The 14197-nt window shown below is 64.8% G+C and carries 11 protein-coding genes; all 11 read left to right on the top strand.

What is annotated here, in order from left to right; translation table 11 throughout:
• Positions 1–137 precede the first annotated feature (137 nt).
• The 11 genes from ACYCO6_RS04385 (at position 138) to ACYCO6_RS04335 (ending at position 14051) form a co-directional block, all read left to right on the top strand.
• Positions 138–1133: a phosphatase PAP2 family protein gene (locus ACYCO6_RS04385; protein ID WP_459769657.1), complete on the top strand. Its 996-nt coding sequence runs from the start codon at positions 138–140 to the stop codon at positions 1131–1133.
• Positions 1134–1726: 593 nt separating this feature from the next.
• A protein-coding gene (locus ACYCO6_RS04380; RefSeq protein WP_459761871.1) for an IS3 family transposase occupies positions 1727–2970 on the top strand; the annotation gives its coding sequence in 2 pieces (ribosomal slippage) (positions 1727–2051 and positions 2051–2970; 1245 coding nt in all).
• Positions 2971–3288: 318 nt separating this feature from the next.
• The gene (locus ACYCO6_RS04375) at positions 3289–4359 is read left to right on the top strand and encodes a PAS domain-containing sensor histidine kinase (protein WP_459769654.1); all 1071 of its coding nucleotides are present in this window, start codon (positions 3289–3291) and stop codon (positions 4357–4359) included.
• A complete protein-coding gene (locus ACYCO6_RS04370; protein WP_459769651.1) occupies positions 4356–4976 on the top strand; it encodes a response regulator transcription factor in 621 nt (206 codons plus the stop codon). Before ACYCO6_RS04375 ends, ACYCO6_RS04370 begins: the two co-directional genes overlap by 4 nt.
• Before the next feature lie 140 nt (positions 4977–5116).
• Positions 5117–6406: an amidohydrolase family protein gene (locus ACYCO6_RS04365; RefSeq protein ID WP_459769648.1), complete on the top strand. Its 1290-nt coding sequence runs from the start codon at positions 5117–5119 to the stop codon at positions 6404–6406.
• Between the two features lie 45 nt (positions 6407–6451).
• Positions 6452–6979: a DUF1097 domain-containing protein gene (locus ACYCO6_RS04360; protein ID WP_459769646.1), complete on the top strand. Its 528-nt coding sequence runs from the start codon at positions 6452–6454 to the stop codon at positions 6977–6979.
• A 138-nt stretch (positions 6980–7117) separates the two neighbouring features.
• Entirely contained in the window at positions 7118–8665 is a 1548-nt protein-coding gene (locus tag ACYCO6_RS04355; RefSeq protein ID WP_459769644.1) for a gamma-glutamyltransferase family protein, read from the top strand.
• 817 nt (positions 8666–9482) lie between these two features.
• Complete coding sequence (locus ACYCO6_RS04350) at positions 9483–10376, top strand: ABC transporter substrate-binding protein (RefSeq protein WP_459769642.1); 894 nt, start codon at positions 9483–9485, stop codon at positions 10374–10376.
• Positions 10373–12394 (top strand): sensor histidine kinase, encoded by a 2022-nt coding sequence (locus ACYCO6_RS04345; protein ID WP_459769639.1) that lies wholly within the window; start codon positions 10373–10375, stop codon positions 12392–12394. The genes ACYCO6_RS04350 and ACYCO6_RS04345 overlap by 4 nt, the downstream gene beginning before the upstream one ends.
• Positions 12391–12789, top strand: coding sequence for a response regulator (locus ACYCO6_RS04340; RefSeq protein ID WP_459769637.1), 399 nt, complete (start codon positions 12391–12393; stop codon positions 12787–12789). The genes ACYCO6_RS04345 and ACYCO6_RS04340 overlap by 4 nt, the downstream gene beginning before the upstream one ends.
• Positions 12786–14051, top strand: coding sequence for an adenylate/guanylate cyclase domain-containing protein (locus tag ACYCO6_RS04335; protein WP_459769635.1), 1266 nt, complete (start codon positions 12786–12788; stop codon positions 14049–14051). Before ACYCO6_RS04340 ends, ACYCO6_RS04335 begins: the two co-directional genes overlap by 4 nt.
• The last annotated feature ends 146 nt before the right edge of the window (positions 14052–14197 follow it).

The following is a 14197-nucleotide window of genomic DNA, read 5'->3' as shown; positions in this document are numbered from 1 at the left end:
GGGTTGGCGCATGGAAGCTCATAACGCAGCTAACAAATTGCGAGGTGGGCACATTAATGCGACCGAGCTATTTTTCTTAGCTTCGGTAACCGCACTTTGCGTCCTTCCTAAGTTAGCGCCTCTGGAGCGACCTTGGGATGGTGATCGACCATATCGACCAGAGCCCGCTTTCGGTCGCGATGCGCGCTGATCGTTCAAGATCGAGTGGCGGCGCGTGGCCTCTGATCTTTGCCACCGCAATTGCGACCGCCTTGTGGATGAAAATTGCTGGGCTGAACTTCGCGTGGAAGGGCGCCGGCTTGACCTCCTGTGCGTGTGTAGGCCTTGAGACGCTAGCGTTCTTCTACCGGACGCGGCGACCCGAGCCGCGTATCGCTGCCACACTCCGCGCTTTGGCGCAGATCATTGCATACGGTGCCTGCGCAGCACCTTTGTCTTACGCGGTTGCCAGCACTGCCGGCCCCTTATGGGACACGACATTTTACGCTTGGGATCAGGCACTTGGACTCGATTGGCGGGCTTACCTAGTCTTCGTCAACGACCATCCGCAGCTAGGGTTCGCTTATACCCTCGCCTACAGGAGCCTGATGCTACAGATAATGCTAGTCGTTACGCTGCTCGGCTTCAGCGGACGACTAGTCGCGCTGCGAAAATTCGTGCTGGCTTTTGTCGTATCAGGCACAATCACAGTATTAATTTCCGCTCTGATGCCAGCTATGGACAATTTTGTTTATCTACATCTTACTCCAAAGGATTTTCAAAATCTGCAGCCAGCCGCTTCATACGTTCACGTTGCGCATTTGACGGGCTTGCGCGACGGCACTTTGAAAATCATTTCTTTGGATGAAATTGAGGGCATCATCACATTCCCAAGTTTCCACGGCACTTTAGGCGCTCTTTTTCTGTGGGCTTTCTGGAAAGTGAGCGTAGCTAGGGTGCCGGCTCTTGTCTTGAACACCCTTCTCGTAGCGTCTACGCCGATCGACGGCGGGCATTATTTCGTCGACGTTATCGCCGGATTAGCTATTGCGATTTTGTCGATATGTGTGGCGCATCGTCTTGCCGCGAGTTCAGCAGAGACTCAGACAGACAGACAGATGTTTGAACCAGGTCCGAATCCGCGGCAGGCGTGAAGCGCGATTCGCGAGCGCTATGCACCGTGTAGCATCGCAGAGATCCTAGCATCGTAAAGATCCGCGGCGCTCATTTTGCGGCACGATTGCAGTAAGTTTTGGCCGTAGTTCGGCACTCAGATCGGTTGGCTGCCCGGTCATGCGAGCGGATCCGTGCGACCTTCTCCCCGTCACCGGATGACTGTGAAGCGGCGTCTTGGGCTACGTCCTTACAAATTGGCGACTGATCTTGGTTCGTCCTATAACCGCTCAGCTTACAATGGCATGTCCCCTGTCTGTGTTCCAGGGGCGGCGATCCTCAAAGGCAGGATCGTGTTCTGACTGTCCCATCGCTTATCTCTCAACGGGCCCATGCCAGCAGGCCGATGAAGGGCGCGACGCGCGCCAAGTGTAGCGACTGGCCGATGATCGAGGATCCGCTCCATGCAGGCGGGTTCGGAAGGTAAGCATGCTCTTACCGCCCCTTGCCGGACGCTCGACGCGTCCGCCGCGCGTTGTCTCCAGCCACCCCCATGACGGCTTACGCCTCCTCCGCCTCCCGGTTGCTTGAGACACCCCGTTAGCGGACGGTCTCCGCGACAGGGGTGAGGACGATGAGCTCGGATACGAAGGCAGATGCAGGCGCAGTCGGTCCTGGTCGCGGCGGGCGCATGTCCCGGCAGCGCAAGCGGGATGCGGTGCTGCGGCTGCTGCGCGGCGAGGACCTGGAGAGCGTCTCGCGCAGCTTAGGCGTGACGGCCGCGACCTTGTCGGGCTGGCGCGACGCCTTCCTGACGGCGGGCGAGGCCAGTCTCTCCACCCGGTCCCTTGATGCGGACGCGCTGGAGAGCGGGCGACTGAAGGCCAAGCTCGGCGAGATGCTGATCGAGCGCGAGTTGCTGGAGGCCAAGATCGCTGCCCTGGAGGCGCGCGGCCCCGGCCCTTTGGCCCGCAGGAGGTCGCGGCTATGAGCCGGGCCGTCTCGCCTGCCAGCGGCAAAGCTTACGGACTGGCCCGGGTGTGCCGGATCTGGCGCGTGTCGCGCGCCACCGTCCACCGGCACCTCTCACCCGCCCGGCCCGAGCCGTCGCGCCGTCCCGGCCCGGTCGGGCCGATGCCGGATGCGGCGCTACTCACGCAGATCCGCGCCACCCTCACGGACAGCCCCTTTCACGGCGAGGGTCACCGCAAGGTCTGGGCGCGGCTGCGCCACAAGGGCGTGCGCACCTCCAAACGCCGCGTGCTGCGCCTGATGCGCGCCCATGATCTGCTCGCCCCCTCTCGCGTCGGCACACCGCGCGGCCCGCGCAACCACGACGGCACCATCGTCCCGGAGAGGGTGGACACGATGTGGGGCACTGATCTGACCACCACCTGGACGGCTGAGGGGCAGGTCGCGGTGTTCGTGGCCGTCGACCACTGCTCGGCCGAATGCGTGGGCCTCCATGCGGCGCGCCGGGCCACGCGCTTTGAGGCGCTGGAGCCGATCCGCCAGGGTGTGCGGCAGCGCTTCGGCGGCTTTACGGCCGAGATCGCCTCCGGCCTGAGTGTCCGGCACGATCACGGCAGCCAGTACATGTCGGACGATTTCCAGGCGGAGCTGGCGTTCCTGGGTATCGCAAGTTCGCCCGCCTTCGTGCGAGCGCCGGAAGGAAATGGCTGCGCCGAGCGCTTCATCCGCACGCTCAAGGAGAACCTGCTGTGGGTGAAGCACTTCGACACGGTCGAGGACCTGCGCCGCGCGCTGCTGGCGTTTCGCGACCTCTACAATAAGACGTGGCTGATCGAGCGGCACGGGTTCCGACCACCAGCCGCCATTCGCACCGCGCAGCTTCCACCCGCGGCCTTGGCCGCATAGGCTTCAGATCGGTGTCTCACAATCCGCGGGCGGTACACGCCCGATGTCGTGAGTTCCACGATCGAGCCCATAGCCTCTGCCCATAGCCTCTGAAAGCGCGCGATCATGGCTGACCACGAGGGCGCCGCCGCGCCAATCGGCGAGCAATTCCACCACCGCGTCCCGAGCCTCCCCCGTCGACGAAGCGGCCGAATCCCCAACCGCCGGTGTGACGACCGCAATCTCTTTTCCGGACTCTCGGGCCCGTGAGCAAACCGTCTTGCTGGTCCGCACGGCTTGCTGCGAGTACAACAAGCGCGGGCTGCCGAGTTCTCAACCATGCCTATCGCCGCGGGCCGCAATGGACATTTGGAGCGCGCACTGCTCGACAACATCCCCGACATGGCGTGGCTGAAGGATCGCGAATCGCGCTACCTTGCAGTGAGCGCCACCTATCTCGATGTTCTCGGCGTGAGCGAAGCCGAGGTGGTCGGACGACGTCCCGAGGAGATCTGGCCAGCGGATATCGCCGAAATCTATCTCAGGACCGACCGCGCCGTACTGCGCAGCGGCAAGCGCCGGCGCTACGAGGAAGCGCGGCGCGGCCCAGACGGAACGCTGCGCTGGTACGACACCATCAAGTCGCCGATCCGGGACGCGCGCAGCCACATCGTCGGCACTGTCGGAATTTCGCGTGACATCACGAAACGTAAGGCGGCAGAGGCCGAGTTGATCGCCTCACGCGAGCAGCTCCGGAAGCTTTCGGAATTCGAGCAGCGGGCGCGTGAGCAGGAGCGCGCCCGCATCGCCCGCGAACTCCACGATGAACTCGGCCAGACGCTGACCGCGATCAAGATGGACTTGGCTTGGATGAGGGACAGGCTGAACGAACCTGCCCTGGTATCGACCCGGATCGAGCGCCTCATCGCCATTGCCGATCGATCCGTAATCGATCTGCGTCGCATCGCCACCGAGTTGAGACCTCTGATCCTGGACGAACTCGGTTTGCGTGCGGCCATCGAATGGCTGACTCAGACCATGGCGGAGCGCAGTGGACTTCCGATCACGCTCCTGTTCGACGAGGAGACGATCTACCAGCCGGATGTCAGCACCGCCGCCTTTCGGATCGTTCAAGAGGCCCTGACCAACGTCCTGCGCCACGGCGCGGCCACAGCTATCGAGGTGCGTGCGCGCAACCACGGCAGTGCCTTGCTCATCGAAGTCTCGGATAATGGGCGTGGGATCGACCGGTCCGCCTCCACCAGCGGGCGGCTCGGTTTGGCTGGGATGCGGGAGCGAGCACGCCTCCTCGGCGGCAGACTCGCCATTGACAGCAAGGCCGGCGCGGGCACTACGATTCGCGTTCGCCTGCCGCTCGAACGCGAAAATCGACGGAAGGCCGCGCGATGATTCGTCTGTTCATTGCTGACGATCATGCGATCTTTCGCGAGGGGCTGAAGCAGATCCTCGCCGAGCAGGCCGATTTCGAGATCGTCGGCGAGGCCACGACGGGCGATGGCCTCGTCGAACGGCTCGGAGCTCTCAGCTGCGACGTCGTTCTACTCGACCTCTCGATGCCCGGTCGCAGCGGCATCGCACTCGTACGCGACGTCGCTGCTGCCGGATCCATGCGCGTCGTCGTGCTGAGCATGCACGATGAGCGACAATACGTGATCGAGGCCCTGAAGGCAGGAGCCGCAGGCTACGTCACCAAGGCCAGTGCCTCGGACCAACTGATCGAAACGATCCGCAAGGCAGCGGCCGGCGAACGCGTCGTCAGCCCCAGCGCCTCCCAGGCGCTAATCCGGCAGATGCTCGAACCGGAGCTGCCGCATACGGCCCTGACGCCGCGCGAGCGCCAAATCTTCGATCGACTCGTCGCCGGCCTTTCCGTCTCGACAATTGCGCGTGAGCTCGACCTGAGCATCAAGACCGTGAGCACGCACAAGAGCAATCTGCTGATCAAGCTTGATGCAGGGACCACGGCCGATCTTGTGCGCTATGCCCTGGCCCGCGGCCTCGCCTGATGCTGCGCTGCAGCTCGGATTAATCCGAGCCCGAACCCGGAAATCGCCGATTGTTCCCATGCTGCTCGGCAGTCATGGTGCAACTCGGAAGTGATCCGCACCGGTCAGCGAGGCGGATAAGCTACGGGGCGAGGCGCGCCATGGATATCGTCATACGCCGGGTCCGCATCGATGACGAAAGGCCCCTCGTCGACATCGGCATTGAGGCTGGCCGTATCGTCGAGATTGCGGAAAAGATCCCGGAGACGGCTGACCAGGAGATCGACGCCGCTGGCCGCGCCGCCTTACCCGGCTTTGTTGAGCCCCACCTGCATCTCGACAAGGCTTTCCTGCACCGGCGTCTGCCCGCCCGCACAGGCACTCTTGAGGAGGCGATCCGCGTCACGGGTATCCTGAAGGCAAAGCAGGAGCGCGACGATGTTTTGGAGCGCTCGCGCCGCGTGCTCGACATGGCGATCCGCAACGGCACGACCCTGATCCGAGCGCATCCCGACGTTGATCCGATCCAGGGCCTGATCGGTGTCGAAACCGCCCTGGAACTCCGCGAGGAATACCGTGATCTGATCGACCTGCAGATCGTCGCCTTTCCGCAGGAGGGCATTCTTAAGACGCCAGGAGTGGTCGAACTGATGGAGCAGGCGCTTGATGCTGGCGCCGATGTCGTCGGGGGGTGCCCCTATAACGAGCTCACGCCCGAAGATACGCGCAGTCATATCGACCGCGTCTTTGACATCGCGATGAAGCGCGACTTGCCTATCGATATGCACGTCGACTTTGCCGATGACACCCGCGACGCCCGGTTCGCCACCGCCCGCTACATCGCCGAGAAGACCATCGCCACGGGCTACCAGGGCCGCGTCGCCCTCGGCCATGTTACGAGCATGGGTGCGCTGGATCCGGAGGAGGCAAAGCCCGTCGTCGACGCCCTCCGGGAAGCCGATATTCATATCATCACCCTGCCGGCGACCGATGTCTATCTCGGCGGCCGCAAGGATGAGGCGAAACCGCGACGAGGGCTCACTCCGGTACGAACTCTCCATGCGGCGGGCGTCAACGTCGCCTATTCTTCAAATAATATCCGAAACGCCTTCACACCCTTCGGCAAGGCGGATCCTCTCCAGATCGGCAATTTGCTCGCCCATCTCGTTCAGTTCGGTACGCCTGAGCACCAGGCCGAGATCCTCAAGATGGGCACGGTCAACGCCGCGCGCGCCGTCGGCATCTCGGAAACTTACGGTCTCGCCGTCGGCAAGCGCGCCGACATCGTGGTCCTCGACACACTCAGTGTCGCCGACGCCTTGCTCGACCTACCGGCGCGATCCTGGGTGCTGAAGAATGGTCGCGTCACCCTGGTGACGACGGTCGAGAGCCGCATCTGCCGGAGCTGCGGACACTCCCACGCAATGGGGAGCAAATCACATCCATCCTGAACGGACGAGGCCCGGCAAACGGGTCCGATACTGGGAGACTACGCCATGAGAAAGCCACCAGCCGAAATCGTCGCCTCCGCGCTTGCCGTGACGACCCTGTTTCTTCCCTATCATCTGCCGCCGTGGGCGATCTTCATAGGCTGGGCCGGCACCTTCGCCGCTGGCGGCCCCAAACCCGCGGTCCTGAGGCGGATCTGGCCGACCATGGCGCTCGGCAATTGCGTCGCCTGCCTGATCGTGCTCGGCTTTGGCTTTGCCGCGCAGCATCTTTCCGGCGCGGCGCTGACCCTCGCGCAATGCGCCATCCTGTTTAGCCTCAACGGCACGATGATGGCGCTCGGCCGGTTCGAGCCGCTGAGCTTTGTGCCCGGCATGTTCTTCGGTTTTGCCTGTTACTTCGCGACATATTTCGGCGGCTTCGGCCCGGTTCCGAAGGACCCGCTGGTGGCATTGGCCGCAGTGCTGGCGATGAATGCGCTCGGACCTGTCTATGCCTGGCTCACCGCGACGCTCGGCACGCACCACCCGGGACGCCCTGAGACCAACCTGTCCGAACCTGCGACGCAGCACTAGCGCGCGTGCACTCGGCCTGACGCTGCGAGGCGTCAGGCCTTCTCAGACTTGGAAACCGTGATGACATTCCCTGCTCCTAAAACGGGCCTCCCAGCTGCGGGCACGCCCGGCTCGGTCCTGGCGCGTTCGAACCGTGGCATGGTCACGAGTCCCCACACGCTCGCAAGCCAAGCTGGCCTGAAGGTGCTGCGCGACGGTGGAGACGCCATCGAGGCTGCGATCGCCATGGGCGGCGTCATCGCGGTAGCCTACCCGCATTTTTGTGGCATCGGCGGCGATGCCATCTGGATCATTGCCGACCGGGAGGGCCGATCCACTACGCTCACCGGAATCGGGCAGGCCGCAGCGACTTCGCCCGACTATCATGGCACGATCCCGACGCGGGGCGCGCTCTCGACCCTCACCTCGGCGTGTGTCGTCGATACTTGGCGCCTCGCGCACGACTTCTCGCGCCGCCACTGGGGAGGTCGGCACAGCTTCGCCAGCCTTCTCGACCCAGCGATCGGCTATGCCGAAGACGGCTTCCCCCTCTCGGCCTCCCAGGCGTTCTGGACCGAGTTCCGTCGTACGGATCTGCCCGCTTGGCCCGGATTCGTCCGCACCTTCCTGCACGAGGGCCGCATCCCGCGCGTCGGCGAGCCTTTCCTGCAGAAGGCGCTCGCGCGGAGTCTCCGGCTGATCGCCGAGAACGGCCCTCGCGACTTCTACGAGGGCGAACTGGCTGCCTCGCTCGCGAAGGGCCTTGCCGCGGTCGGATCACCCCTCGCGGCAGAAGACCTCCGCAAGACGTATGCGCGGGAGGAGGCTCCCGTCACGCTCAACTACCGCGGGCTGACGCTGTTGGCCCCGCCGCCGCCGACACAGGGTGTGACGACGCTGGCCATCATGGGCGTCTTGGAACGCCTTGGTCTACCTTGCGTGGAGGAAGGCAGCGCAGACTACTTCCACCGTTGCATCGAAGCGGTGAAGCAGGCCTTTCTCGACCGCAACGCGATCGGGGACCCGGCCTTCGTCGCCCCGGCTTCTGACCTCTGGACCGGCGAAGATCGACTCGCCGCGAAGGCGGCCGCCGTCGATATGAACAGAGCTCTCGACTGGCCTCAGACGTTTCGAACCGGCGACACCGTCTTCTTCGGCGTAACCGATCCGCAGGGACACAGCGTCAGCGTCCTCCAGAGCACCTATTTCGATTGGGGCAGCGGCGTCGTCGTCGGCGACACCGGCGTGCTCTGGCATAACCGTGGTGCCGCTTTCAGCCTCGACCCGGAGAGCCCTAACAGGCTCGCGCCCGGCAAGCGGCCCTTCTATACGCTCAATCCGGGGATGGCCCTGAAGGATGGACGTCCGCACATTCTGTACGGAACGCAAGGCGCAGACGGGCAGCCTCAGACCTTGTCGGTCTTGCTGACGCGCCTGATTGATTACGCACTCAATCCAGCAGAAGCTTTGGCGCGACCACGTTTTCTTCTGGGTCGCACCTTCTCAGATGATCGTGACAGCGTGAAGCTAGAAAGCAGTGTCGATCCCGACGTCGTAATGTCATTGTGTGAGCGCGGGCACAAGATCAGCATGATCGACGCTCTAAGCCCACTGGCGGGGCAGGCCGGTGCCATCGTGATCGGTGGCGATGGGCACATCGAGGGTGCACATGACCCACGGAGCGATGGTGTAGCACTTGGACTTTGACTGCGGACCAAGGCTGCAATGGGCGATACCGCGCGCTTTTCTACGACGAGGTTAAGGGCCACCAAGTATGTCGTCCATAGGGCACGCGGAACGACCGATCTCTGACAACAACCCTGGTCCGGTGACGGCGCGACCCGGCCCGGAGATCTTGGGGGCCTAAGCGTCCACATCCGAGAGGCCATCGGGCACGTTTGAGCGCCAAGCGGACACGGCCGTTACCCGTTCCACGCCGGATTTCTGCCCGTCTGTCGCTGATCTCAGAAGCCTGCTGTTCGCAGTTCTACTCCGAACGGTATGGGCTTTAGATGCGTCCGAAAGGGTTCGAACCTCTGACCCTTCTCAGACTTGTGGGCTGTCGCACGAGCTGTGCTCTGTTCTGTAGCGTTGCCAGCTTCCAAGCGAGGCCGCGCTGAGCACGAAGGCGCGCGCAGGAATGGTCTGGCATCGCCGGCGTCTCCCACGAGCCAGCTTGCATCACCTTGAGCAACTCGAACCCGGCCGCGAGCATGTCTTGCGTCACCCCGACCCGAGTCGAGTGCCCAGAGGGTTAGACGCGCCACCGTCAGCCAGGGCGTTATCTGGGGGCGTGCGGCCATGCCCGTACCGGGCTGCGCGTGGCACCGAAGTCAAGCTTGCACTAAGCTCCGGCTGTCAATCGCCGGCTCAGGTCGCGTGCCGGCGGCTCGGCCAGCGCGGCAGTGGCCGAGGGCGGCAGGTCTGGCGCGGTGATCGGATGAGAAGGCGGACGATAATCGCTGGGTTCCCCTGTGCGCTGGCCGGGTGGTCCCTGGCTGCGCAGGCGCAGACCCAGGCTCACTTGGCGGCACTCTGGCCGTTCTCAGACGCCAGCGTCGAAGGTCATACCCTCTCGGCGGCCTTTCAGGCTGCGCTGCGCGAGCACGGGCACACGGACCTGCGTGTCGACGACCGCTGGGGCGGCGCAGATCGGGAGCGCACGGGCGCGCTGGCCGCAGACCTGGTCGGCGCAGCGCCGCAGGTGATCTTCGCCTACCTGAATGCCCAGCTCGCCGCCGTGTCCCGGCTGACCCACACGATCCCGATCGTCTTCGTCGGAGCATCCGATCCGGTCGGGTCGGGCTATGTCGCCAGCCTGCAGCAGCCGGGGGGTAACATAACGGGATTTACCCTGTACGAACCGTCCTTGGGCGGAAAGTGGCTCGCAGCCCTCAAGGAGGCGGCGCCCACGATCCGGCACGTCACCCTCCTGTCAAACCGGAGCACGGAGGTGAAGCGCGGCAACTTCTATTCCGAGCCCTTCGAGAGCACAGCGGCCGCCCTCGGCATCGAGCCCACCATCGTGATGGCGGAGGCGACCGGCGACATCGATCCCGTGATCGCGGGACTCGGCCGGCAGAGCCATGCCGGGCTGATCGTGGCACCGGGGACGTTCAGCGAGGCCAACGGGGACCGCATCGTCGCCCTCACCGCCGAGCACCGCGTTCCCACCGTCTTCGCCATCCGGCGGTTCGCCCATCGCGGCGGTCTGATGTCGTACGGCCCCGATCCGGTCGAAGCGATCCACCGGGCGGCAGCCTACGTGAACCGGATCCTCCACGGCGACAATCCCGCCACCCTGCCGATCCAGGCACCCACGAAGTTCGATTTCATCGTGAACCTCAAGACCGCGCGGGCCTTCGGGCTGGAGGTTCCGTCGGCACTGCTCGCTCAAGCCGACGAGATCGTCGAATGACGCGGCCCGGCGCATCCGCGGTCCCGGCCGAGCCGATCATCCCAGCGAGGCGGTTCCGCCTTCCGCTCTCGGCGAAGTTCGCGGTGGCCTTCGTCGGGCTCGTCACCCTGGTGCTGCTCATCAACGGTGTCGTCGACCTGACCCTGAACTATCAGGACGCGAAGCGGACGGCGATTGAGGTGCAGCGCGAGAAGGCGCGCGCGGCCGCAGAGCGCGTCGAGGCCTTTCTCTCGGAGATCGAGAGTCAGATCGGCTGGACGACACGCGCCGAGTGGCGGCGCGTCGCCCCGGAGCAGCAGCGCTACGACTTCATCCGGCTCCTGCGTCAGACGCCGGCCATCACCGAGGTCGCGTATCTCGATCCGAACGGCAAGGAGCAATTGCGGGTCTCGCGCCTGGAGCCGGACGTGGTCGGCAGCGGCAAAGACTTCTCCACGTCGCCCCGCTTCACCGAGGCGCTCAAGGAAAAGACCTGGTTCGGACCGGTCTATTTCCGGCGCGGTTCCGAACCGTACATGACCGTGTCGGTGGCGCATGCCGGGCGCGATCCGGGTGTGACCGTCGCGGAGGTCAACCTGAAGCTGATCTGGGATGTGGTCAGCGCGATCCGTATCGGGGAAAACGGCTATGCCTTCGTCACCACGTCGACGGGCCGCCTGATCGCGCACCCGGACCTCAGCCTCGTCCTGCGCGATACCGACCTGTCCAGCCTTCCGGAGGTGGCGGGGGCGCTGCCCGGCGCGAAGGCGAACGCGCAGGATTACGAGATCACCACCGGGCTGGACGGCGGTTGGGTTCTGGCGGCCCATGCCACCATACCGCGGGTCGACTGGATCGTGTTCGTGCAGCTTTCGCTGCGGGAAGCGATGGAACCGCTCACCGAATCCGTGCTTCAGACGATCTCGCTCATGGGGCTCGGCCTGCTGATGGCGACGGTCGCGGGGACATTCCTCGCCCGGCGCATGGTGGTGCCGATCCGCCAACTCGAGGACGGTGCAGAGCGGTTTGGCGCCGGGGACCTATCGGAACGCATCGTGCTTCAAACCGGCGATGAGATCGAAACGCTCGCGCAGCGGTTCAACCTCATGGCGAGCCGGGTGCAGGATTCCTACGAGACTCTGGAGGCCAAGGTCGAGGAGCGCACGCGCGATCTCAACCAGTCGCTCGATGACCTTCAGAAGGCGCAGAGCCGCTTGGTCCAGTCCGAGAAACTCGCCTCCTTGGGGCAGCTCACGGCGGGCATCGCCCACGAGATCAAAAATCCGCTGAACTTCGTGAACAACTTCGCGTCGCTCTCGAAGGAGCTGGTGGACGAGCTGAGAGACGTGCTCGAGCCCGCGCCGCTCGAGCCGGAAACCCGCCGGGAGGCCGACGAGATCGCCGACCTCCTGAAAGGCAACCTCGAGAAGGTCGTCCAGCACGGCAAGCGCGCCGACTCGATCGTCAAGAACATGCTGCTGCACTCGCGCACGGGATCCAGCGAGCACCGCCCTGTCGAGATCAACGCCCTCGTGGAGGAGAGCCTGAACCTCGCCTATCACGGCGCCCGCGCCGCCAAATCCACCTTCAACGTGACCCTTGTGCGCGACTTCGACCCGGCGGCCGGGGTCGCGGATATCTACCCGCAGGAGATCACGCGCGTCCTCCTGAACCTCATGTCGAACGGGTTCTACGCCACCGAGAAGAGGGCCGACGATGCTGGACCGGACTACGAGCCCACCCTCGCGGTTACGACCCGTGACCGCGGCGACAGCGTCGAGATCCGCGTGCGGGACAACGGCACCGGCATCCCGGACAGCGTGAAGGCCAAGATGTTCGATCCGTTCTTCACCACCAAGCCGGCGGGAGAGGGTACGGGGCTCGGATTGTCCCTGAGCCACGATATTCTGGTGAAACAGCACGGAGGCACGGTCGACGTCGCCACGGAACCGGGCCAGTTCACCGAATTCACGATCCTCCTGCCACGCCACGGCGCCGAGGTGGCCAATCCTGTGACCGCACCCGCGAGCCAGCCATGAACGTCCTTATCCTCGTCGTAGACGACGAACCCGACGTCACCGACCTGTTCCGCCAGCAGTTCCGCCGCGAGCTGCGCGCCGGCCGCTTCGAGATGGCCTTTGCGCACTCAGCCCCGGAGGCGCTGGCCTGCATCAACACCTCCAATGGTCCGAGCCTGATCCTGATGTTCTCCGACATCAACATGCCGGGCATGACCGGGCTGGAACTCCTGCCCCTGGTGCGCGCGGCGCGGCCCGACGTGCCGGTCATCATGATCACGGCCTACGGAGACGCGGAGACGCGCGACAGGGTCCTGGCCGCCGGCGCCGTGGGCCTGATCACCAAGCCCATCGACTTCACCCTGCTGAAGGCGGAGATCGACCGCCGGCTGGCCTCAATCGCGGGGACGGAATGATCCCCGGCATGGCCAGCGCCAAGATCCTCGTGGTCGACGACGAACCGGACCTCGAGGCGTTGATCACCCAGAAGTTTCGCCGGCAAATCCGCCAGGGCTTGGTGACGTTCCTGTTCGCGCATGACGGGCAGGAAGCGTTGGAGAGCCTGTCGGAGAACCGCGATGTCGACCTAGTGGTGTCCGACATCAACATGCCGCGCATGGACGGTCTGACCCTGCTCGCCAAGGTGCAGGAACTGACCGATCGACCCTCGACCATCATCGTCTCCGCTTACGGTGACATGGCGAACATCCGGACGGCGATGAACCGCGGCGCCTTCGACTTCCTGACGAAGCCGATCGACTTCGCGGATCTGGAGACCACGATCGAGCGGACGCTGCGGCATGTGGAGGCGCTGCGCGAGGGGCGTCGCCGGCAATCGCTGGCCGAGCGGGCGCACGCTTCGCTGGCGCGCTACTTCTCGCCGAACCTCGCCGAGCAGCTGGCCGGGGACGCGTCGGGTCTGGAGCTCGGCGGCCACCGTCGTGACGTGGCCTCCCTCTTCACCGACATCGCCGGCTTCACCAGCTTGGTGGAGAGTCTCGACCCCACCCAGCTCGCCGAAATCCTGAACGGCTACTTCGCCGAGATGACCGATGTGGTGTTCGCGCATGAGGGGACGGTCGCCAAGATCGTCGGTGACGCGCTCCACGTCCTGTTCGGTGCACCTGGGGACCAGCCGGACCACGCCGCCCGGGCGGTCGGCTGCGCGCTGGCCCTCGACCAGGCGGCGGAAGCCTTCCGGGCCCGCTGGCGTGAGCGGGGCATCGAGATCGGCGCAACCCGGATCGGCGTCCATGCCGGACCGGCGATCGTCGGGAATTTCGGCGGCGGCCGGTATTTCGACTACACGGCCTACGGCGACACCATCAACACCGCCGCCCGCTTGGAGAACGCCAACAAAGCATTCGGAACCAGGATCTGCGTGAGCGAGAGCGTGGTGATACGGGCGGGGCAGTTCCGCGGCCGGCCTCTCGGCGATCTCCTCCTACGCGGCAAGCAGGAATCGCTGCGCGCCTTCGAACCCCTGACCGAGACCTTCTACGACGCGGCGTCGCTGAGCCGTTATCAGGAGGCGTTCGCCAAGCTGGAAGCCGGTGAGGCCGGGGCGCTGGCGGCCTTCGCGGCCCTGGTAGGTTTGCGCCCCGACGATGGGGTCGCGGCGTTTCACTTGAAGCGCCTGCTCAACGGTGCGAATGGGACCCGCATCGAGGTCCGCTGAGACCGAAACTAGCGCCACCCTCGACCCGCCGCCCACGATAGCCGACACTTGAGCCTGGGAATGCAACCCTGGGCGAGCGCGGGTCGGGTCGTCCGTTCGCGGGCAGCCGACGCGCCGGCCGGGATTTCCGCGTGCGGGAGACCAGC

This window comes from Methylobacterium sp. CM6257, from assembly GCF_054611515.1.
Note: the sequence above shows the minus strand (reverse complement) of the source record. Positions and strands in the feature narration are given on the sequence as shown.

Coding starts and splice junctions, on each gene's coding strand:
- ACYCO6_RS04385 (WP_459769657.1), top strand. CDS start 138: ATGGTGATCGACCATATCGACCAGAGCCCGCTTTCGGTCGCGATGCGC.
- ACYCO6_RS04375 (WP_459769654.1), top strand. CDS start 3,289: ATGCCTATCGCCGCGGGCCGCAATGGACATTTGGAGCGCGCACTGCTC.
- ACYCO6_RS04370 (WP_459769651.1), top strand. CDS start 4,356: ATGATTCGTCTGTTCATTGCTGACGATCATGCGATCTTTCGCGAGGGG.
- ACYCO6_RS04365 (WP_459769648.1), top strand. CDS start 5,117: ATGGATATCGTCATACGCCGGGTCCGCATCGATGACGAAAGGCCCCTC.
- ACYCO6_RS04360 (WP_459769646.1), top strand. CDS start 6,452: ATGAGAAAGCCACCAGCCGAAATCGTCGCCTCCGCGCTTGCCGTGACG.
- ACYCO6_RS04355 (WP_459769644.1), top strand. CDS start 7,118: ATGGTCACGAGTCCCCACACGCTCGCAAGCCAAGCTGGCCTGAAGGTG.
- ACYCO6_RS04345 (WP_459769639.1), top strand. CDS start 10,373: ATGACGCGGCCCGGCGCATCCGCGGTCCCGGCCGAGCCGATCATCCCA.
- ACYCO6_RS04340 (WP_459769637.1), top strand. CDS start 12,391: ATGAACGTCCTTATCCTCGTCGTAGACGACGAACCCGACGTCACCGAC.
- ACYCO6_RS04335 (WP_459769635.1), top strand. CDS start 12,786: ATGATCCCCGGCATGGCCAGCGCCAAGATCCTCGTGGTCGACGACGAA.